Raw genomic sequence first — 20,973 nt, 5'->3', positions numbered from 1 at the left:
TTACCGCAGCTTCATCCGGGAAAGGGCTGGCGTGCGCGCTCCCGGAGCATGCGCTCCAGATCCCTGCTGACGGCGGCCAGCGACGCCGCCCGCAGCGCCTTCAGCTCCACCGCCGTCTGGGTGCCGCGGCCCGCCGAGCTTGCATTACGGTCCTGGTCCCGCGCGGAGTCCGGACCGGTGGTGATGGGATCGAAAAACAGCTTGCCCTGCGTCGTCATGGTGCCAACCTAACCGCCTGCCGTTTCCCGGTTTTGAACGGTTGGTTTCACGGGCGTTAAGCGGGCACGGAGCCGGTTTGCGGTGCTGCGATAAACTTGTACCTTGGCTGTCCGCCGGCCCGCCTACCGGCCCCGCGGCCCGCCGTTCCGTTAAGTGCAGTGCCTGGAGCGCAGTGCTTCGAAAGGCGCCGCCAGCGCCTGGGCAATCCCAACCGCAGCGAAAGTAGCACCGTGTCCCAAGATGTCCTGACCCCCGCCCGGATCTCCGCGATTCACAAAGAGGCCGGCCGCCGCAGGACCTTTGCTGTCATCTCGCACCCCGACGCCGGCAAGTCCACGCTCACGGAAGCGCTCGCCCTGCACGCCAAGGTCATCGGGACCGCCGGCGCCTCCAGCGGCAAGGCGAACCGCAAGGAAACGGTCTCCGACTGGATGCAGATGGAAAAGGACCGCGGCATCTCCATCAGTTCCGCCGCCCTGCAGTTCTCCTACCGGGACACGGTCATCAACCTGCTGGACACCCCCGGCCACGCCGACTTCTCGGAGGACACCTACCGCGTGCTCGCCGCCGTCGACTGCGCCGTGATGCTCGTGGACGCAGCCAAGGGCCTGGAAACCCAGACCATGAAGCTGTTCGAAGTCTGCAAGCAGCGCAACCTGCCCATCATCACGGTCATCAACAAGTGGGACAGGCCCGGCCTGGATGCGCTGGCCTTGATGGACGAGATCACCGAACGCACCGGCCTGCAGCCCATGCCCCTGACCTGGGCTGTCGGCATCTCTGGCGACTTCCGCGGTGTCTGGGATCTCCGCAACGACCGCTTTGCCCGCTTCCAGCGCAACAACGCCGGCGCGCAGATCGCCATCACCGAATACTTCACCCCGGAGGAAGCCGCGGAAAGCCAGGGCAGCAACTGGTCCGACGCCGTGGACGAGGCCGGCCTGGTGATCGAATCGAACCTGGAATTCGACGTCGACGCCTTCCACGCCGGCAAGGCAACCCCCATCCTGTTCAGCTCCGCCGCCCTCAACTTCGGCGTCAAGGAACTGCTGGACGCACTGGTGGACTTCGCCCCGCCGGCGGCGCCGCGCCCCGATGTGGACGGCAGCCCCCGCCCCGTCGAATCGCCGTTCTCCGGGTTTGTGTTCAAGGTGCAGGCCGGCATGAACAAGGCCCACCGCGACCACGTTGCCTTCATCCGCGTCTGCTCCGGTGTCTTCGAGCGCGGCATGGTGGTCACCCAGACCCGCACCGGCAAGTCCTTTGCCACCAAGTACGCCCAGCAGGTGTTCGGGCGGGAACGCGAAGTCATTGACGAGGCGTACCCGGGCGACGTGGTGGGACTGGTAAACGCTTCATCCCTGCGCGTTGGCGACAGCTTGTTCCTCGAGGAGCCGGTGGAGTATCCGGCCATCCCGCTGTTCGCCCCGGAACACTTCCAGGTGGCGCGTTCGAAGGACCCCAGCAAGTTCAAGCAGTTCCGCCGCGGCATCGAGCAGCTCGAGCACGAGGGCGTCATCCAGGTGCTCCGTTCCGACGTCCGTGGCGACCAGGCGCCGGTGCTTGCCGCCGTCGGACCCATGCAGTTCGAGGTGGTGGAGGACCGCATGGCGCACGACTTCAGCGCCCCCATGCGCCTGGAACGCCTGCCCTACTCGCTGGCCAGGATTTCGACGGCGGAGGCCATGCCCGCGCTGGCCAACGTGCCGGGCGCCGAGGTGCTGCTGCGGTCCGACGGCGAATACCTCGCCCTGTTCAACGACGTCTGGGCGCTGCGGCGGATCGAAAAGAACCACCCGGACCTCACCCTGGTGCCCATCGGCACGCACAACCCCGCGAAGTAAGGCACCATGACACTGAATCCATCACCTGTCCGCGCCGTGGTGACCGGCGCCGGTACCGTCAACCCGCTCGGCTCCTCGGTTGCCGAAACCTGGGCCGCCCTGGTAGCCGGAAAATCGGGCATTGCCGCGCTGGACGCAGAGTGGGCGGAGCAGCTTCCGGTGAAGATCGCCGGCCAGGCCCCAGCTGACCTTTCCGGCCACCTCAGCACCCGCGAGATCAAGCGGATGGACCGTTGCGGCCAGCTGGCGCTCATCGCAGCGCGCGAAGCGTGGGCCCAGGCCGGCGCCCCTGAGGTGGACCCCGAACGCTTCGCCGTGGTGATCGGCTCCGCTTACGGCGGCCTGGGGTCCACCCTTGAACAGGACCGGACCCTGGCCGAGTCCGGCCCCCGCAAGGTGTCGCCCCACACACTGACCCGGCTCATGGTGAACGGCCCGGCGGCTTGGGTGTCCATCGACCTCGGCGCCCGCGGCGGCGCCCGCACGCCGGTCAGCGCCTGTGCCTCCGGGGCTGAGGCGATTGTGCAGGCGGCGGAGATGATCCGCTCCGGTGCGGCCGACGTCGTGATTGCCGGCGGCGTAGACGCGTCCGTCAACGACCTCGTGATCACCGGTTTTTCGCAGATCCGCGCTTTGTCCACCCGCTCCGATGAGCCGCAGCGCGCCTCCCGCCCGTTCGACGGCGGCCGGGACGGTTTTGTGCTGGCCGAGGGCGCCGGTGTGGTGGTGCTGGAGAGCGAGGACCACGCGCGTGCCCGCGGCGCGGCAGTGCTGGGTGCGGTGGCCGGCGGAGCCGTCACCTCGGACGCGAACGACATTGTGGCAGCGGACCCTGCCATGCAGCGGCGAGTGATGCAGAAGGCCCTGGAATCGGCCGGAATGCAGCCCGCGGACATCGGCTTCGTCCACGCCCACGCAACATCCACCCCCGTGGGGGACCGGCTGGAAGGCCAGGCCATCAACGCGATCTTTGGCGCGGACGTGCCGGTGACCTCCACCAAGGGGCACACCGGCCACCTGCTGGGCGGCGCCGGCGCGCTGGCCGCCGTCGTGGTTTTGGAGGCGCTGCGCACGGGCCAGCTGCCGGGGACCCTCAACGTCGAAGAGCTGGACCCGGAAGTGGACCTTAACGTCGTCACCGACGACGTCCACACGCTCCGGGCAGGATATTCCCCGGCCGGGCTGGTGAACGCCTTCGGCTTTGGCGGGCACAGCGTCGCCCTGGTCATCACAGGCCGGTAGGCGCCGCCCGGAAACCTCCGCTGGAAATGCTGGAGCGGTGCCGGGAACGCCGTATCGCTACAGCACTCCGGCACCGCTCGGGCAATCCGGATGTAAAGGGGCGTCAGGCCCGACTGGGAACCGGAGCCGCCAGCACGGGCTCCTCCTCCGGGGCAACCTCCCCGCCGTCAGTCCGCCTTTCCTTGAGGAAGTAGACCAGGCCGGCAGCGATGGTGGATGCGGCGGCCAGGGCGAACAGGCCGGGGATGACGCTGCCGGTCTGTTCCTTGATGATGCCGAAGCCGAAGGGGGCAACGAAGCCGCCCAGGTTGCCCAGCGAGTTGATGATGGCGATCGCGGGGGCAAGCACCAGCGGGTGCAGCCCGGACTGCGGGATGGTCCAGAACAGGGGCGAAGCGCTCTTGAAGCCCATGGCCGCGATGGCGAGGAACACCAGGGCCATGACGGGCGAAGCGACGGCGGCCGCGAAGGTGCCAACGGCGGCCACCAGCAGCGCCACCACCAGCAGAGGACGCTTCGACTTTGCCTTGTCCTGCAGCTTGGCGGCGAAGTACATGGCAAACACGGCGCAGACCCACGGGATGGAGGAAAGGAATCCGACGGTGAGGTCCGTGGTCCCGGGAATCTGCTTGATGATGCTGGGAAGCCAGAAGGTGTTGGCGTAGATGGAAAGCTGCACCGAGAAGTAGATGCCGCACAGCAGCAGGATCTGCGGGTTCAGGAGCATCTTCCAGCGGTTGGCCTTGCCGGCGTGGGCCTGGGAGTGCTGTGCATCCTCAGCGGCAATTGCCTCTGACAGTGCATCCTTCTCGGCTGCAGACAGCCACTTGGCGTCCTTGATTTTGGCATCCAGGACAAAGAACACTGCGAAGCCCACCACGACGGACAGTGCGCCTTCGAAGCCGAAAAGCCACTGCCAGCCCCGCAGGCCAAGAGCCCCGTGGAGGCTCAGCAGCACCCCGGCGATGGGGCCCGAAATTGCCGCGGCGATGGAGGACCCGGCGATGAAGATGGCCGTGGCCTTGCCGCGCTGGCCGGCCGGGACCCAGCGGGCGAAGTAGAAGATGACGGCGGGGAAGAACCCGGCCTCGGCGGCGCCCAGCAGGAAGCGCAGGACGTAGAACATGGTTTCGTTCTGCACGAAAGCCATGAGGAAAGAAACAGTGCCCCAGCTGATCATGATCCGGGTCAGCCACACTTTGGCGCCGTACTTTTCCATCATGACGTTGCTGGGGAGTTCGAAGATGGCATAGGCGATGAAGAACAGCCCGGCGCCGAAACCGTAGGCGGCAGCGCCGATTCCAACATCAGCCTGGAGGTGGTCCTGGGCGTAGCCGATGTTGGAGCGGTTCAGCTGGTTGCAGACCAGCATGACCAGCATGATGGGCAGCACGCGCTTGAAGAATTTTTTCGTGGCCGAGGCCACGTCCGTGACGGCATTGTCCACAGACATCATCGAATGTTTCCTTTGGGGGTTGGGTAACGCAGGGCGGCTGCGGGGCGATGGGATGTGGGGCCCGCCACAGCGACTCCACTACTTTAGGTTCCCGATGTGATGCGCGTCCAACACGCAATCCGCATCGCTTCATGCCCTGTCGGCATGGTCGCCCCGGAAGAGGCGACACCGGGACGCCCCTGCCGCGGCGGCGCGGGAGGGGAGCGCCAAGTGCGGGTCAGTCTGTTTCTGGTCCCTGGCAAAAGTGGCACTCGTCATCGCAGTCGGCGCCTACGGGTGCCGGGTTGTTGCCAGCGAGGGGACGCGGCTGTGGGTGAAATGCAGCCGCGCTTGCATGTGTGCGTTCGAGGAGGGCCGTTTGGGCATTCATGGGGGCTCTAAGGGTGGAATTCCGCACGGCCGGCCTCTGTTGCGGGGAGGTTCCGGCCGTGCGGAAGTTGATGCCGGCGTACTGCCGGGAAGGGCGCAGTGGATTGCGGCTTACCTGACCAGGCAGGGCCGCTTCGGGTCGAAGGACCAGCCTTCGATGTAGTACTGCATGCCGATGCTGTCATCGCGGGCGTCCAGGCCGTGCTCGAGGTACAGCTGGTGCGCCTTGTCCAGGGCATCCCGGTCCAGCTCAATGCCCAGCCCCGGGGCGTTAGGCACCTCGATGGCGCCGCCCTTGATCTGCAGCGGTTCCCTGGTGAGGCCCTGGCCGTCCTGCCAGATCCAGTGCGTGTCCAGCGCGGTGATTTCGCCCGGGGCAGCAGCGCCGGTGTGCGTGAACATGGCCAGCGAGATGTCGAAGTGGTTGTTCGAGTGCGAGCCCCAGGTGAGTCCGAACTCGTTGCACAGCTGTGCCACCCGGACCGAGCCATGCATGGTCCAGAAGTGCGGGTCCGCCAGCGGGATGTCCACGGCGTTGCTGCGGATGGCATGGGACATTTCCCGCCAGTCGGTGGCGATCATGTTGGTGGCCGTCTTCAGGCCCGCGGCCCGGCGGAACTCCGCCATCACCTCGCGGCCGGAGAACCGGCCTTCGGCGCCGCAGGGGTCCTCGGCGTAGGCCACGACGCCCTGCATGCGTTTGCCCAGGCGGATGGCGTCCTCGAGGAGCCAGCCGCCGTTTGGGTCCAGGGTGACCCGGGCCTCCGGGAAGCGTTGGGCGAGGGCGGTGACCACGTCCACTTCTTCGTCGCCGGACAGCACGCCGCCCTTGAGCTTGAAGTCGCTGAAGCCGTAACGCTCCTGCGCGGCTTCGGCCAGGGCGACGACGGCGTCCGGAGTCATGGCCTCCTGGCGGCGGAGCTTTTCCCACCGGTCGGCGGGCGCGTCCTCCACCAGGTAGGGCAGGTCCGTGCGCGCGTGGTCGCCGACGAAGAACAGGTAGCCGAGCATCGGCACGGACGTGCGCTGCTGGCCGTCGCCGAGCAGTTCCGCCACCGGCACGCCGAGGTACTGGCCGTGCAGGTCCAGCAGGGCTGATTCGACGGCGGTGACGGCGTGGACCGTGGTGCGCAGGTCGAAGGTTTGCAGGCCGCGCCCGCCGGCGTCCCGGTCTGCGAACTCAGCCGCCACCTCACGCAGGAGCGAGCGGTAGCGTGCCACCGGCTTCCCGTTGATGAGGGCACCGGCTTCCTCGATTGTGGTGCGGATTTTCTCGCCGCCGGGAACCTCGCCCAGGCCGGTGCGCCCGTCCGAATCGGTGATGATCACAACGTTGCGCGTAAAGAAAGGGCCGTGGGCGCCGCTGAGGTTCATCAGCATGCTGTCGTAGCCCGCAACCGGTACTACCTCGACTCCGGCGATGGTGGGCTGGCGGCTCATGCGCTGACCTCTGCTTTCTCTGCGGCGGGAACCACGTCGCCGTTGATGCGGCGGTTGAGGTGCCAGGGGTTGGCGTCCCGGAGGGCCTCGGGGAGCAGTCCCTGGGGGATGTTCTGGTAGGCGACCGGGCGGAGGAACCGGTTGATGGCGAGGGTGCCCACGGAGGTGGTGCGGGTGTCGGAGGTGGCGGGGAACGGGCCGCCATGGACCATCGCGTGGCCTACCTCGACGCCGGTGGGCCAGCCGTTGACGATGATGCGGCCCACCTTCTGTTCCAGGACGGGGATCAGGGGTGCCGCCATCGGGTAGTCCGCTTCGGTAAGGTGCAGGGATGCGGTGAGCTGGCCCTCGATGCGGCCGGCGGCCTGCAGCAGGTCCTGGACGTTCTTGTACCGGATGACCAGGGACGCGGCGCCGAAGATCTCCTCGTGCAGGACGTGGTTGCTGATGAACTGGTCCACGCCGGTGCCGAAGATGGCGGGTGCGGGGGCGTTCTGCGTCGGGCCAGGGGCGCCCTGGCCAAGGAGTTCGACGCCGTCGGCCTTGCCGAGCGCTTCGGTTCCGGCGTTCCAGGACCCCGCGATGCCCTCGGTAAGCATGGTCTGCCCCGAGCAGGCTGCCACGGCGCGTGCGACGGCGGCGGCGAGTTTGTCGCCTGCCTCGCCTTCGGGGGCGAACAGCAGGCCGGGGGAAGTGCAGAGCTGGCCGGAGCTGCCGGTGACGGCGGTGACGTACTGCTGCGCCAGGGCGTCGACGTCGCCTTTGAGGGCGCCTTCGAAGACGAAGACCGGGTTCAGGGAGGACATTTCGGCGTAGACCGGGATGGGTTCGCGGCGGGCGGCGGCGGTCTTCATCAGGGCGATGCCGGCGGCCTGGGAACCGGTGAAGCCGACGGCCTTGATGGCGGGATCGGAAACGAGGGCCTGGCCGATGCTGGCGCCGGGGCCGTAGATCAGGGAGAACACGCCGGGGTGCAGGCCGAAGTCCTTGACGGCCTTCGTGACTGCCTGGCCGACAAGTTCGCTGGTGCCGGGGTGGGCGTTGTGCGCTTTGAAGACCACGGGACAGCCTGCGGCCAGGGCCGACGCGGTGTCGCCGCCGGCGGTGGAGAAGGCCAACGGGAAGTTGCTGGCGCCGAAGACGGCGACCGGCCCGAGCGGGATCTGGCGCTGGCGGATGTCGGGGCGGGGGAGAGGGGTGCGGTCCGGGATGGCGGGGTCAATGCGGACGCCGCGGAAGTCGCCCTGGCGGACGACGTTCGCGAACAGGCGCAGCTGGCCGGTAGTGCGGGCGCGTTCGCCCTGGAGCCGGGCCGCGGGCAGCCCGGTTTCCTGGCCGGCGCGGATGATCAGTTCGTCGCCGATGGCTTCGATGTTGTCAGCGATGGCGTCCAGGAACGCGGCGTGCGTTTCCGGGTCAAGGGTGCTGAAGGACGGGTAGGCCTCCTTCGCGGCGGTGGTGGCGGACTTGAGCTGCTCTTCGGCCAACAGCGTGTACGCGGGCTCCAGCGCCTCGTTGGTGGCGGGGTTGAAGCCGAAGGTTGTCTTGCCGTCGCCGACGACGGTCTGTCCGGCGATCAGGGAGTGTCCGGTGAGGGTCACGTGGGTTCCTCCTGTGTAGCGGTGTAGCAGGGACGGTCAGGAAACGCGGGCGATGAGGGCTTTGAGGTCTGCCAGGTCCTTCTCGGCCATGTTCTGCAGCGGGGGACGGACGGGGCCTGCGGAGCGGCCGATGGCGTCCAGGCCGCCCTTGACGATGGAGACGGCGTAGCCCTTCACCCGGTCACGGATGTCCAGGTAGGGGATCACGAAGTCGTTGAGCTTCTGGTTGACGGCCGCACGGTCGTTGTTCCGGACATCCTGGTAGAAGTCCAGTGCGAACTGCGGGACGAAGTTGTACATGGCGCTGGAGTAGGTGCTCATGCCCAGCTGCAGCAGCGGAAGGGCGAAGGTCTCTGCGGTGGGAAGGCCGCCGAGGTAGAACAGCCGGCCGCCGAGCTTGGCGTAGACGCGGGCGTCGTGTTCCAGGTCACCCACGCCGTCCTTGAAGCCGATCAGGTTCTCGTGGCGGTCCGCCAGGGTGGCCACGGTGGTGTCCTGGTAGATGGCGTTGGCGCGGTTGTAGATGATGACGCCAAGGGAGGTGGAGCTGCAGACGGCGCTGACGTGGTCGATGAGTCCGCCCTGGTCCGCTTCGGTCAAGTATGGCGGGAGCAGCAGAAGGCCTTCGGCGCCCGCAGCTTCGGCAGCCTGGGCGTTCTCGATGGCCTGGGCGGTGGAGCCGCCTGCGGAGGCCAGCACGGGAACCTGGCCGCCCACCTCGTCGACGGCGGCACGGACCACGCGGGCGGATTCCGCCGGGGTCAGGGAGAACCCTTCGCCAGTGCCGCCTGCTGCGAAGAGGCCCGCAACGGGGAAGCTGGCCTGCCAGGCGAGGTGCTTGCGGTAGTTCTCCTCATCGAACTGCAGTGCGGCGTCAAAGGACGTTACCGGGAACGACAGCAGGCCGTCTTTCAGGGTGTTTGCCAGTTCCTGGGGGGTGTACTTTGCCACGATCTTGTCCTCTGGTTCGAGCGCCTACTGGCCGCTGGTGATGAATTCCTGTTCAGGTTAGGCAGAGGATGTAATGCCTGTCTAAGTGCACTTTTGAATGCATTTATACCTTTAGCGCATTACGGCTGATTCTTCGGGTGCTCACTCCATCGCAAACTCGAAGTCCCGCAGGAGGCGGGACAGTGCGGGGTTGGTGATCCTGCGGTTCCAGATGGCGTGCAGTTCCACCTGCCCGCCGTGGTTGTCTGGCAACCGCAGGAACTCCACGCCTTTGATCCCCAGCAGGGTGGCGGAATGCGGCACGAAAGCGACGCCGCGTTTGGCTGCAACCAGCGAGACCATGGTCAGCACCTGGCTTACCGTGTGGACCACGTTGGCGTGGTGGATGGGAAGGGTCCTCACCACGAGGTCGTAGAAGTAGCGGGCCTGGATGGGGGAATGCATGATGAGCGGCTCGTCCTTGAAGTCCTCAGCCGTGATCTCCCGCGCCAGAAGCGTCAGGGGGTGTCCGGCGGGAACCGCAAGGACCAGCGACTCCTGGTACAGCAGGTGGGAGTCGAACGTTTCCCGGTCGAATGGCGGCCGGGCGAGTCCGAGATCCAGTTCTCCGGACATCAGCCGGCTGATCTGCTCCCCGGTGACGAGCTCCTGCAAATCCACATCCACGTCCGGGATGATGGCCGCAATCTCTTCCAGCATCGGGCCAAGGATACTGAAGCCGCTGGCGGCAGTGAATCCGATGCGCAGGACGCCCGACCTTCCCGAAGCTATCCGGCGCGCCGAGACCGGGGCGCGTTCGGCCAGCGCCATGAGGCGGCGGGCTTCCTCAAGGAAGGTCTTGCCTGCGTTTGTCAGTTCGACTTTCCGGTTGTCGCGCTCCAGTAGTTCGGCCCCGATGATCTTTTCCAGCTTTTGGATCTGCCGGCTGAGCGGGGGCTGTGTCATGTTGAGGCGTTCGGCCGCCCGGCCGAAATGCAATTCCTCAGCAACGGCGATGAACCCTGCCAGTTGGTCGAATGTGAACATGATGCCTTCACGGTATCACTTGATGCAGTTTTGGGCTTAGACAGGCATCATAACTCCTCCCTACACTCGACAAAGCGAACGGGGTGACCCGGTTCACAGATTGTCCGGACCCCGCCCGGAGACTTATCGAGGAGTTCCAATGAAGCACTTCCCCACACGCCGCGCCGTCCTTGGCGCGGCGTCAGCCATCACCCTCCTGGCCATGACCGCCTGCGGCAACGTCGCCGGCGGCAGTGCCGCCAACACGTCCAAATACCCCAGCGGCCCTGTGACACTCACGGTCGGCCAGGCTGCGGGCGGCAGCACCGACCTCATCGCCCGGGCCCTTGCCGAAGGAGCCACCAAGACCCTCGGCGCCCCGATGCCGGTCGTGAACAAGCCCGGTGCCAACGGCGCCCTGGCCACCAAGGAAGTCGCAGGCAAGCCCGCCGACGGCCAGGAACTCGTCCTGCTGACAGCCTCCCTGGTCACCATCACTCCCCTTGCTGTCAGCGCGGACGAGGCCGTCAACATTGACGATCTGGATGTCATCGCCGGGCTTTCGCAGGACGACTACGTGCTCGTCGCCAGCACGGACTCCGGCTTCAAGAGCTTCAAGGACGTCACCGACGCCGGGCGCAACGTCACCTTCGGCACCACCGGCGTCGGCACGGGCAGCCAGCTGGCCCAGACCGTTCTCTTCAAGCAGGCCAACGTCCAGGGCACCGACGTCCCGTTCGACAGCGGCAAGCCTGCCTTGACTGCCGTCATGGGCAACCAGGTTGAGCTGGCGACCATCCAGCTCGGCGAGGCAATGCCCCAGATCGAAGCGGGCAAGGTTTCACCGCTGCTCGTCTTCTCGGAAGGGCGCAACAGCTTCCTTCCCGACGTTCCCTCCGCAAAGGAGGCCGGATACGACGTTCCCGTGGCCCAGTACCGGGCAGTGGCAGCGCCTAAGGGTACCCCGCAGGACGTGAAGGACAAGCTGCTCGCCGCGTTCCAGGAAACCTTCAAGTCGGACGCCTACAAGGAGTTCAACGAGAAGAACATGCTGACCCCCAAGGAAATTTCCGGTGAAGAAGTCGTCACCGAGTGGAAGGGCTATGCAGCGAAGTACAAGGAACTGGTGGAGAAGTACGACATCAGCCTGAGCGGAAACAAGTAACAGCAATGGAGACCACTCCAGCAGTGTCCGCCGGACGGGACGGCAGCTCAGCCGTCCCGTCCGGCGGGGACGCCCCCAATGACCTGCCCGAAGCGCTGACCCCGGAGCAACTGGCGGCCCAGTGGGAGGCGGAAAAGCCCCCCGCGGCAGGCGCCCTCGCCAACGCCGGCTCATCCCTGGTGGTGCTCGGCGTCGGAACCGGTGCGCTCGTCCTGTCGGTAGCCATGGGCCTGGGCACCCCGGCAAGCCCGCAACCGGGCCTTTGGCCGTTCATGATCAGCTGCGTCATGGTAGCGCTGGGGCTTTTCCAGCTGATCCTGGGCCGGCACAACCGGGACGCGGAAAAGTTCACCCGGATGTCTGCCGCCCCGCTCACCGGACTGGTGACGCTCGCAGCCATGGTGGCGCTGATGCCGCTTATCGGATTCGAGATACCCGCCCTGATCCTCTGCATCATCTGGATGCGGTTCCTCGGCGGTGAGACCTGGCGGTCCACGCTCCTGGTCAGTGCGCTCGTCGTCGCCGCGTTCTACGGGATTTTCGTCCTGGCGCTCGGCACCTCCATTCCCCACCTCTTCTAGGAGACCACCATGGATTTCCTGAATCCTGTGATCAACGGATTTTCAGTCGTCCTGGAGCCGACGAACCTCCTCTACTGCCTGGTCGGCGTCGTCATCGGCATGCTGATCGGCGTGCTGCCCGGATTGGGGCCGGCGGCAACCATCGCCATCCTGCTTCCACTGACCTACGGCGTGGAACCTGTCACCGCCATCATCATGCTCGCCGGCATCTTCTACGGCGCCCAGTACGGTGGCACCATCACCTCGGTCCTGCTGCGCCTTCCCGGCGAGGCGTCCTCCGTGGTCACCGTTTTCGACGGCTACCAGATGGCCCGGCAGGGCCGTGCCGGCACTGCCCTTGGCCTCGCCGCCATCGGATCCTTCCTAGGCGGTACGGCAGCGATCGTCGGCCTGACCTTCCTGGCCCCCCTCGTTGCCAGCTTCGCGCTGGACTTTGGCCCGCCCGAGTACTCCGCGCTGGCCTTGCTGGGCATCCTGCTGGTTGCCACCATCAGCAGCGGCGCAAAGGCCAAGGCGCTGATCGCCGCAGCCGTCGGCCTCCTGCTGGCCACGGTAGGCCGTGACATGTTCACCGGCGAAAGCCGCTTCACCTTCGGCAGCCTCCAGCTTGCCGACGGCATCGACTTCGTTCCGATCGCCATGGGCATCTTTGGCCTCGGCGAAATCCTCTACAACCTGGAGGAACGGCACCGCGCTGCCAAAGCGCCGTCGAAGGTCTCCAACGTCTGGCCGTCGAGGGGGGACCTGAAGCAGGCCTCCGGAGCAATCGGACGCGGTTCAGTGCTGGGGTTTTTCCTGGGCATCCTGCCCGGCGGCGGTGCCACCATCGCCTCCATGGCCTCCTACGCCATGGAGAAGAAGCGCGCCAAGCAGCCGGAGCGATTCGGCAAGGGCGCCCCGGAGGGCGTTGCAGGGCCGGAAACCGCAAACAATGCGGCAGCGACGTCGTCGTTCATTCCGCTCCTGACCCTCGGTATTCCCGCAAACGCCACCATGGCCTTGATGTTCGGCGCACTGCTGATCCAGGGCGTCACGCCCGGTCCGCAGCTCGTAGAGCAGAACCCGGAGCTGTTCTGGGGCGTGGTGAACTCGATGTACATCGGCAACATCCTGCTCCTGATCATGAGCCTGCCACTGGTGGGAATCTTCGTGCGGATCCTTCGGGTCAGGGCGGCCATCCTGGCTCCGATCACCGCGCTGATCACGCTGCTGGGCGCGTACACGATCAACAACAGCATGTTCGATGTCACGCTGGTGGTGTTCTTCGGGGTCGTGGGCTACCTGATGAAGAAGTTTGGCTTTGAGCCCGGACCGCTGGTCCTGGCCTTCGTTCTTGGCGAACTGCTGGAAAACTCGCTGCGGCGCTCGCTGCTCGTCTTCGGCGGTGACCCCACCGGATTCCTCACCCGCCCCATCTCGGCAACCTTGCTGATGGTCTTCGTCCTGGTGGCCGTGCTGCCGGGAATTCGGAGCCTGATCGCCAAGCGCAAGGGCACCGCGGCTTCGGCCGCCACCAACAAGATCAAGGAGAAGGTATGAGCATCATCGTTGGATTCGTTCCCACGCCGGCAGGTGAAGCAGCTCTCGCCGCAGGCATTTCCGAGGCGAAGCTCCGCAACCAGGAGCTCATCATCGTGAATTCGGCCCGCCAGGGCGCGCTCGTGGACAAGTCCGTGGCCGCTGAGGGCGTTCTGGCCGATGCCGCGAAGAGGGCAGCGGACGCGGGCGTGGCGGCGAGGGTTATCCAGCCGCCCTATCAGCACGACCTCGCCGACGAGTTCCTTGACGTTGCCAGGCAGGAGGACGCCTCGCTGATCGTCATCGGCCTGCGGCACCGCACCCAGGTGGGCAAGTTCATCCTGGGCAGCCACGCGCAGCAAATCCTGATGCAGGCGGACCGGCCGGTGCTCGCTGTCAAGGCCGACGGCGGAAACTTCTAGGCAGCGGGAGGACGGAAGCAGCATGTACAGGCACAACCCGGTCGGGCGGGCAGCAGCACATCCCCAGGCGCCGGTGCCCGACTGGTCAAAACTCGCCAGGGAGGATTACGTGGAGGTGCGCACCTCCCGCGGGGAGGTGATCGCTGGAACCATTGACATGATCGCCGCAAACCGGAGTGTCTTCTGGGTGGTCCGCAGCGACGGTGCCGGCCGGACCATGGTGTATTCGGGCGACGACGTCTCAGTCACCAAGGTGGCCAGGCAGCGGGAGTTTGCCGCTGCCTAGCTGCGCCTGTGGAGGAAAAGCCGGTGTTCCCAGCAGGGGCCGCCGGCTTTTTACGTTCGACGGCGGACCTGTTCCGCAAGTGCGTCGAGGGCCGGGACCTGCCCCTTGACGAGCTTCAGCCGGGCCTCGTGCTCGGGGAACCAGCGGGCGTCGTCGATTTCAGGGTACTGCTGGATCCGGCCGGAGCCCTTGGGCCATTCCAGCGGAAAGGTGTTGCTGGTGATGGGTCCAGGCCGGAAGTCCTGCTCAGCCGTGAACACGGTGATGATCTTGCCGGAGGGCTGCCTGAAGTCACCAAGATGGTGGTAGTCAGCGTCCGGCGCCGCGGTGCCCATCTCCTCGGCAAATTCGCGCTGGGCGGCCACCAGCGGGTCCTCATCATCCGTGTACTCGCCCTTGGGGATGGACCAGGCATGAGTGTCCTTGCGGGCCCAGAACGGCCCGCCCATGTGCGCGATCCACACCTCCAGTCCCGCGGGCCCGCCGTGCGCCCTTCTGTACAACAGGATTCCTGCGCTTCGTACCGGCATATCTCCTCCAGTGGTGCGGCCTGGTGTGGCCAAAAACGTCCCGAATCCGCCGTCCGGTGTTAACCCGCAGTTCACGGTGCTGTTTTAGGTTATTCCTTCAAGCACTCTGCTCGAAGGGGACCCGTCATGGCCAATATTGCTGAAGTGTTGGGTCGGCTGACGCCGGAAGAACTTGATGAGCTCCGCGGCCTGGGCCCGCAGGGCCACTTGCCGCGGCATCTCCAGGACGCTTTGGACCGGGCTGCGGGCGGCCCCGGTTCAGGACGGGGGTATTACGTCCCCACCGGCAACGTCAGCGCCACGGGCGGTCCGCTGCTGGCGCTGCGCAGCGACGTGTCCGGCTGGCTTTTCAATTCCCACCGCGACGATACGGACCAGCTTCCACAGCACTAGGCGGTAGGCAGCGCCCCTCCTGTTGTCCGTGGTCAGGATGCCGCCGGCAGGGTGAACGTAACGGTGGTGCCTTTCCCGGGTTCGCTGGCAAGGGTGATGGAGCCGCCATGCCCTTCCACAATGGTCTTGCTCACCGGCAGTCCCAGGCCGGCCCCGGGGATGGCCGTTGCCCGCGACCGGGCGGAACGGAAGAACTTGGTGAAGGCCTGCTCCTGCTCGTCGGCATCCATCCCCACGCCGGAATCGGAGATGGAACAGGTGAGCTGACCGCCGCTTTTACGTGCACAAACGGTGATGCGGCCTCCGCCCGGCGAGTACTTGACCGCATTGGAGAACAGGTTCCGGACAACCTGCCGGATCCGTCCCGGGTCAACGCGGGCCGGCAGCGGCTGTTCGACGTCAAGGTCGAGCTGGAGTCCGTTCAGGGACGCCTTGGGAACCGCCGCGCCGACCACTTCGGTCACCAATTGCGCAAGGTCTGCCTCTTCCAGTGAAAGGTCCACCCGTCCCGACGCAACGGCTATCAGGTCATTGACCAGGGCCAGCAGGTGCCCGGCGTTCCGGTGGACCACCAGGAGTTCCTCCCGGATGTCCTCGTGGCCGGGCTCTTCCAGCACCAGCTCAAGGTAGCCCAGGATCGACGTCAGCGGTGTCCGCAGCTCATGGGAAACAGTCGAAACAAAGTCGTCCTTGGCGGCCAGGGCGCGGATCAGGGTTGTCACATCCACAAACGTGACAACTGCGCCGCCGTCCTTCCCATTGTGGGCAGGTATGCCGTGCGCGCTGACGGAGTAGGCGTGCTGTTCCTGCGGGCCGCCCGCCCAGTACAGCTCGTCCCGGAACTCGTCGCCGGCGGCGGCGCGGGCAATGGGCGACGCGTCAGCGGGTACGGCAGAAGCGCGGTCCGGCAGAAGAAGGCCGTGGCCGGCATTTTTGCGGAGGGTGGCCAGCGCCGGGTCCGCCTGAAGTGCCTTGTTGGTCAGGACGGTGCAACCGTTCCGGTCCACCACCCAGACGCCGACGCCAACGGCCCCCAGCACTGCGTCCAACAGCCGCTGCTTCCGGACACTTTCGGCGAGTGTCACTTCCAGTACATGCTCTTTGTCCACCAGCTTTTGGCGCTGGTGGCGGATGGTCCGTGACACCACATGTGCAGTCACCGCGACGGCGGACAGGATAAGGGGCAGGACGAGGGTGCGGATCATGGAAGCTGACGTGGGGGGTGAACCGGCGACGGCGGAAGGCACCAGAGTGCTGAGTACCGTGCCAAGGATGGCCAAGAAGAGCATGTACCGGCGCGGTTGGGCGGCCAGCCAGACCACTGGGAAGACCAGCATCAGGCTCAGGACGTTGAACGGCGGTCCCCCCGCCTCCCTGGTGAACCCGATGGCCAGGCAGTCCAGGACCGGTATCGCTGCAAACGCGCCGGCTGGCAGCCGGCTCCACGGCAGGACTAGACAGGCGGCGAAGAGCAATGTATGGGCCAGAAGGGCCAGTTGGAACTGGTTGGTGGCCAAGGTTGCGGGGCTGAAGACCGCTGCGGCCACTGCCACAAGGACAACCGTCACCGTCAGGGGAAGTTGGCCCAGCACAATGCGGCTGCGGATTCCGAGGCCGTCGAACAGCCCGTCGAGATGGCCGATCACGGGCATATCCGCCGGCAGAGCCCCGGCACTGCCGGCACGGGCCGCGTCGATAGTGGATTCCACGGCTTGTTTCATTTCCGCCCCCAGCGCAAATACAGAAACCCCCGTCTGCATGAAGGCGCTTTTCCTCAGGCTACCGGTGAACCGGGGCGCGGTGAACAAGGAATTGCTTTTGTGTCCTGGACCGCCCACCGGCCGCCACCGCCAGGCACAGTGGGAGAGCTGGCTCGGACGGACGGGAGCGCTTACCCGATCAGGAGACTGAGTGCCTCCGTCAGATGGGATACCTCGCGCACCGAGAAGCCCGCAGGCACCGGACCCGGACCTGTATGGCTGGCGGGGACCACCGCGTGGGTGAACCCCAGCCGGTGCGCCTCCTGGATGCGCTGGTTGATCCCGGGCACGGGCCGGACCTCGCCCGCGAGCCCCACTTCGCCAAACGCGATCAGGCGGACCGGCAGGGGCTTGCGTGCCTTCGCTGATGCGACGGCCAGGGCAACCGCAAGGTCGGTGGCCGGCTCGCTGAGTTTCACCCCGCCCACGGTGGCCACGTAGGAGTCGTCCTTGTGCAGCAGGGTGCCGGCGCGCTGCTGCAGCACGGCCAGCAGCATGGAAACGCGCGAACTGTCCAGCCCGCTGGTGGCCCGGCGCGGCTGCGAGTTGGGGCTTTCGGCGAGCAGCGACTGCACCTCCGCGAGCAGCGGACGGCGGCCTTCCATGGTGACCGTGATGCACGTGCCGGAGACCGGGTCCTTGGTGCGGCTGACGAAGAGCCCGCTGGGATCGGCAAGGCCTTCAATGCCGTTCTCATTCAGGTCGAAGCATCCGACGTCGTCGGTGGGCCCGTACCGGTTCTTGACCGCGCGGAGCAGCCGCAGGCGGGAGTGCCGTTCGCCTTCGAACTGGCACACCACATCCACCAGGTGCTCCAGCAGCCGGGGCCCGGCGATGGAACCGTCCTTGGTCACGTGGCCCACCAGCAGCGTGGTCATGTTGCGGCGCTTGGCGGCGGCGATAATGGACGCCGCAACTTCCCGGACCTGAGACACACCGCCCGCGCTGCCATCCACGTCCGCGCTGCTGAGGGTCTGCACCGAGTCCACGATCAGAAGCCGCGGTTCGATCTTCTCCACCTGGCCCAGTGCCTGGCCAAGGTCCGTTTCCGCGGAGAGGTACAGGGATTCCGCCACGGCGTCGATCCGTTCGGCGCGAAGCTTCACCTGCGCAGCGGATTCCTCGCCGGTGACATAGAGGACGTCCTGGGCTGTCCGGGCGAACTTGGCCGCGACGTCGAGCAACAGGGTTGACTTGCCCACGCCGGGTTCACCGGCCAGCAGGATGACGGCGCCGGGAACCAGTCCGCCACCCAGTACCCGGTCCAGTTCATCCATTCCGGTGGGCATGAAGGCAGCGGTGGTGGCGTCCACCTCGGCAATGGGGCGGGCCGGGTCAACAACCGTTGTGGCCGCCGTCGTACGCGCCACCGCTGTCCCGATTTCCTCGACGCTGCCCCACGCCTGGCACTCGCCGCAGCGTCCCACCCATTTGACGGTGGTCCAGCCGCACTCAGCGCATTTGTAGCCGGGCGCCTTGGACGCCCGGGAAGTCTTTGTTGCCATGCGTTCAACCCTAAAGGCGGCCACCGACATTACCCGCCAGACCGCCCCGGACGCGACTGGCAGAACATAGGGAGGCTGGGCTGATCATGGAGCGCTAGAGCGCCGGAAGGATGTCCCTGGCCTCGCGGGCATCCATTCCGGTCGCCTCCAGCAGGTCCACCATCAGCGGCCGGTACAGCATCACCACGGTTTCGCCCTCCAGGCGCTGGACTTCCAGGAGCTTCGGATGCAGCCGCAGCGCAATTTCGCTGAGGTCCCGGCGGGCCGTGCGTAGGTGGGCGCGGCGGACGCCGTCGTGCGTTTCCGCCAGCCCCAGCGACAGCTCGTCAATCGCGGCAGCGGTCTCCTGGAGCACCTCCGCGATGTTTTCGGTGGCCTCGTCCGACAACGCCGCGTGGTTGATGGCGCTGGTGAGCCGCCGCGCGAACACCCTGCTGTTGCGGAGGGCGAGGTCAATGAAGTCCAGCGACTGCTTCAGCTGGTCAAGTTCATCCCGGTGCCGGCGGTACGCTGGCGCCAGCCTCGCCACCTCGCCCGAAGCCCGTAGGGAATGCCGCATGCCGTCCACCAGCGGCTGGCAGTTCCGGCCCCGGACCAGCGCGTGCCATGCCCGGGTGGAATCACTGTCCGACAGCGCCTCAGCGCATTCACGCAGCACCTCCGCAAGCTCGTGCAGCAGGTTCCGGACGTCCTTGCGCGGCTCCCGGCGCGGGTCCTTGGGCGCCACGATGGTTACCAGCAGGGCAAACAGGCCGCCGATGACGGCGTCAATGCTCCGGGTGAACGGCCCGCCGGACGGCGCCGGCAGCAGCACCACCAGCAGGGACTGCAGCGCCAGCTGCGTGGTAAAGATATTGCCGCTGTCCAGGAAGCGGGCCAGCAGGATGGAGAACAAAAGGACGACGGCGGCCTGCCAGATCCCGCCGCCCAGCCAGTGCAGGAGCAGGTCGCCCACCGCGATCCCGATCGTGCAGCCCAGGCCCACCTCCAGCACCCGCCGCAGCCGCGGCTCACGGGAGAAGCCCAAGGCAATCAGTGAGGAGGTGGCGGCGAACAGGGGGCCCGAGTGCCCCAGCACATACTCGGCGAAGGCATAGGCGCCAACCGCACATACGGTCATCTGGATGGCCGGAACCAATGAATTGCGGCTGCGGATCAGCCCGGTGCGGACCCTGCCGCGCAGGAACCGCCTGCCTGCTGAGAGTCCTGCTGCGGGGGCCATGCCGTCCAGTCTATTTGCTGCCCGTGGCCTTCTAGTTTGCAGTTTGCCCCTACGACTGCAGATGTGATCTGCGCAATGGGAACCCGGCAGTTTTAAGTGAATATCCCGTCGTCGTTAATCTTCCGTTTACCTTGGGCAGGGCATCCCTTTACCTGCGGCCCTTAACTTCGTTGAAGGTACAAAACGTACGCATCGCGCTGCAGGGTTCTCCGTCCCTGCCCCGCACCTGAATAACCCTGGAAGGGGTACATCTAAGTGAAGGCACTCCGCATCGGCCGCCACGCGGCTATCGCTGTTATCGCAGCGGGCGCACTCGCGCTCACCTCCTGCGGTTCAGACAACGCCACTGGCACCGCTCCTGCCGGTGGCCAGACCTCGGGCACCAAGGTCACCGGCACGCTGACCGGCATCGGCGCTTCCTCTACCGGCGCAGCCATGGACGCCTGGAAGGCAGGCTTCGCCGCCGCAAACTCCGGCGCCACCGTGCAGTACTCCCCCGACGGTTCCGGAGCCGGACGCAAGGCCATCATCGACGGCTCAGCCCAGTTCGCCGGGTCCGACGCGTACCTCAAGGACGAGGAGCTTGAAAGCTCCAAGGCCGTCTGTGGCCCCGACGGTGCCATCAACATCCCGGTGTACATCTCCCCGATCGCCGTGGCCTTCAACCTGCCGGGCATCGAAGAGCTGAAGCTCGATGCCGCCACGGTGGCCAAGATCTTCCGCGGCGAAATCGCCAACTGGAACGATCCCGCGATCGCTGCCCTGAACGAGGGCGTCACCCTGCCCGACCTGAAGGTCACCCCGGTGAACCGTTCTGACGACTCCGGCACCACCACCAACTTCACTGACTACCTGGCCTCCGCAGCCCCTGATGTCTGGACGGACAAGTCCTCCGGCGTCTGGCCGGCGAGCCTGCAGGGCGAGAACGCCAAGGGCACCTCCGGCGTGGTCAAGACCGTCACCGACACCCCCGGCGCCGTGACCTACGCTGACGAGTCCGCAGTGGGCGGTTCGCTGGGCACCGCCTCCATCAAGGTGGGCGAGGAATTCGTCGAGATCTCCGCCGAGGCAGCAGCCAAGGCCGTCGAGGCCGGCTCGCCTGTTGAAGGCCGCTCCGCCAACGACATCGCGATCAAGCTGGACCGCAAGACCACCGCTTCCGGGGCCTACCCGATCGTGCTGGTTTCCTACCACGTGGTTTGCAGCGCCTACGACAGCCAGGAAACCGTCGACCTGGTCAAGGCCTTCGAAAGCTACGTGGTTTCCGAGGACGGCCAGCAGACCGCCGCGGATTCCGCCAAGTCGGCACCGCTGTCCCCGGCCCTGGCCGAGAAGGCCGCCAAGGCCATCGAGTCCATCAAGGTCAAGTCCTAACCAGCGCGCCAATAACCGGGTTCCCCGCCTGCCGAAAGGCAGCGCGGGGAACTTGGGTTTGGACGCACCAACTTTCAGTGTCAGTTAACG

Annotated in this window: 19 protein-coding genes; 9 read left to right on the top strand and 10 right to left on the bottom strand. The window is 66.3% G+C overall.

What is annotated here, in order from left to right; all coding sequences use genetic code 11:
• Positions 1–11 precede the first annotated feature (11 nt).
• Complete coding sequence (locus AC5RUO_RS15740) at positions 12–218, bottom strand: hypothetical protein (RefSeq protein WP_494011854.1); 207 nt, start codon at positions 216–218, stop codon at positions 12–14.
• Between the two features lie 231 nt (positions 219–449).
• Here AC5RUO_RS15740 and AC5RUO_RS15735 point away from each other — a divergent pair, with 231 nt between their 5' ends.
• Entirely contained in the window at positions 450–2,063 is a 1,614-nt protein-coding gene (locus AC5RUO_RS15735) for a peptide chain release factor 3 (RefSeq protein WP_479773586.1), read from the top strand.
• Positions 2,064–2,069: 6 nt separating this feature from the next.
• A complete protein-coding gene (locus AC5RUO_RS15730; protein ID WP_494104001.1) occupies positions 2,070–3,305 on the top strand; it encodes a beta-ketoacyl-[acyl-carrier-protein] synthase family protein in 1,236 nt (411 codons plus the stop codon).
• Between the two features lie 103 nt (positions 3,306–3,408).
• Here AC5RUO_RS15730 and AC5RUO_RS15725 read toward each other — a convergent pair whose 3' ends face one another.
• The 5 genes from AC5RUO_RS15725 to AC5RUO_RS15705 all read right to left on the bottom strand — a co-directional run bounded on the left by AC5RUO_RS15725 (position 3,409) and on the right by AC5RUO_RS15705 (position 10,148).
• Positions 3,409–4,761 carry an MFS transporter gene (locus tag AC5RUO_RS15725; RefSeq protein WP_494104000.1) on the bottom strand — a complete coding sequence of 451 codons (1,353 nt, stop codon included), beginning with the start codon at positions 4,759–4,761 and terminating at the stop codon, positions 3,409–3,411.
• A gap of 480 nt (positions 4,762–5,241) precedes the next feature.
• Positions 5,242–6,570: an enolase C-terminal domain-like protein gene (locus AC5RUO_RS15720; RefSeq protein WP_494103999.1), complete on the bottom strand. Its 1,329-nt coding sequence runs from the start codon at positions 6,568–6,570 to the stop codon at positions 5,242–5,244.
• Complete coding sequence (locus tag AC5RUO_RS15715) at positions 6,567–8,171, bottom strand: aldehyde dehydrogenase (NADP(+)) (RefSeq protein ID WP_494103998.1); 1,605 nt, start codon at positions 8,169–8,171, stop codon at positions 6,567–6,569. Before AC5RUO_RS15715 ends, AC5RUO_RS15720 begins: the two co-directional genes overlap by 4 nt.
• Before the next feature lie 36 nt (positions 8,172–8,207).
• Complete coding sequence (gene kdgD / locus AC5RUO_RS15710) at positions 8,208–9,122, bottom strand: 5-dehydro-4-deoxyglucarate dehydratase (protein WP_494103997.1); 915 nt, start codon at positions 9,120–9,122, stop codon at positions 8,208–8,210.
• A gap of 141 nt (positions 9,123–9,263) precedes the next feature.
• On the bottom strand, positions 9,264–10,148 hold the full coding sequence (locus AC5RUO_RS15705; RefSeq protein ID WP_494103996.1) for a LysR family transcriptional regulator: 885 nt from the start codon (positions 10,146–10,148) through the stop codon (positions 9,264–9,266).
• Positions 10,149–10,287: 139 nt separating this feature from the next.
• On the opposite strand from AC5RUO_RS15705, the gene AC5RUO_RS15700 reads away from it, so the two are divergent.
• The 5 genes from AC5RUO_RS15700 to AC5RUO_RS15680 are packed head-to-tail and all read left to right on the top strand — an operon-like array spanning position 10,288 to position 14,099.
• Complete coding sequence (locus tag AC5RUO_RS15700) at positions 10,288–11,292, top strand: Bug family tripartite tricarboxylate transporter substrate binding protein (protein ID WP_494103995.1); 1,005 nt, start codon at positions 10,288–10,290, stop codon at positions 11,290–11,292.
• Between the two features lie 5 nt (positions 11,293–11,297).
• Positions 11,298–11,873 (top strand): tripartite tricarboxylate transporter TctB family protein, encoded by a 576-nt coding sequence (locus AC5RUO_RS15695; RefSeq protein WP_494103994.1) that lies wholly within the window; start codon positions 11,298–11,300, stop codon positions 11,871–11,873.
• A 9-nt stretch (positions 11,874–11,882) separates the two neighbouring features.
• Positions 11,883–13,412: a tripartite tricarboxylate transporter permease gene (locus tag AC5RUO_RS15690; RefSeq protein ID WP_494103993.1), complete on the top strand. Its 1,530-nt coding sequence runs from the start codon at positions 11,883–11,885 to the stop codon at positions 13,410–13,412.
• Positions 13,409–13,813, top strand: coding sequence for a universal stress protein (locus AC5RUO_RS15685; RefSeq protein WP_494103992.1), 405 nt, complete (start codon positions 13,409–13,411; stop codon positions 13,811–13,813). Before AC5RUO_RS15690 ends, AC5RUO_RS15685 begins: the two co-directional genes overlap by 4 nt.
• Before the next feature lie 22 nt (positions 13,814–13,835).
• Complete coding sequence (locus AC5RUO_RS15680) at positions 13,836–14,099, top strand: hypothetical protein (RefSeq protein ID WP_494103991.1); 264 nt, start codon at positions 13,836–13,838, stop codon at positions 14,097–14,099.
• Positions 14,100–14,149: 50 nt separating this feature from the next.
• On the opposite strand, the gene AC5RUO_RS15675 is transcribed toward AC5RUO_RS15680, so the two are convergent.
• The gene (locus tag AC5RUO_RS15675; RefSeq protein ID WP_494103990.1) at positions 14,150–14,629 is read right to left on the bottom strand and encodes an NUDIX hydrolase; all 480 of its coding nucleotides are present in this window, start codon (positions 14,627–14,629) and stop codon (positions 14,150–14,152) included.
• A gap of 126 nt (positions 14,630–14,755) precedes the next feature.
• On the opposite strand from AC5RUO_RS15675, the gene AC5RUO_RS15670 reads away from it, so the two are divergent.
• Positions 14,756–15,022, top strand: a complete 267-nt coding sequence (locus AC5RUO_RS15670) for a hypothetical protein (RefSeq protein WP_494052588.1) — start codon at positions 14,756–14,758, stop codon at positions 15,020–15,022.
• A 32-nt stretch (positions 15,023–15,054) separates the two neighbouring features.
• Here the strand turns inward: AC5RUO_RS15670 and AC5RUO_RS15665 are convergent, their stop codons facing one another.
• The 3 genes from AC5RUO_RS15665 to AC5RUO_RS15655 form a co-directional block, all read right to left on the bottom strand.
• The gene (locus tag AC5RUO_RS15665; protein WP_494103989.1) at positions 15,055–16,731 is read right to left on the bottom strand and encodes an ATP-binding protein; all 1,677 of its coding nucleotides are present in this window, start codon (positions 16,729–16,731) and stop codon (positions 15,055–15,057) included.
• 182 nt (positions 16,732–16,913) lie between these two features.
• Positions 16,914–18,287, bottom strand: coding sequence for a DNA repair protein RadA (radA, locus tag AC5RUO_RS15660; protein WP_494103988.1), 1,374 nt, complete (start codon positions 18,285–18,287; stop codon positions 16,914–16,916).
• Between the two features lie 94 nt (positions 18,288–18,381).
• Positions 18,382–19,509, bottom strand: coding sequence for an FUSC family protein (locus AC5RUO_RS15655; protein WP_494011837.1), 1,128 nt, complete (start codon positions 19,507–19,509; stop codon positions 18,382–18,384).
• A 255-nt stretch (positions 19,510–19,764) separates the two neighbouring features.
• On the opposite strand from AC5RUO_RS15655, the gene pstS reads away from it, so the two are divergent.
• Entirely contained in the window at positions 19,765–20,883 is a 1,119-nt protein-coding gene (pstS, locus tag AC5RUO_RS15650) for a phosphate ABC transporter substrate-binding protein PstS (protein WP_494011836.1), read from the top strand.
• Positions 20,884–20,973: the final 90 nt, after the last annotated feature.

The organism is Arthrobacter sp. Y3221087 (assembly GCF_059089905.1).
This window is presented reverse-complemented; position numbering and strand designations above follow the sequence as displayed.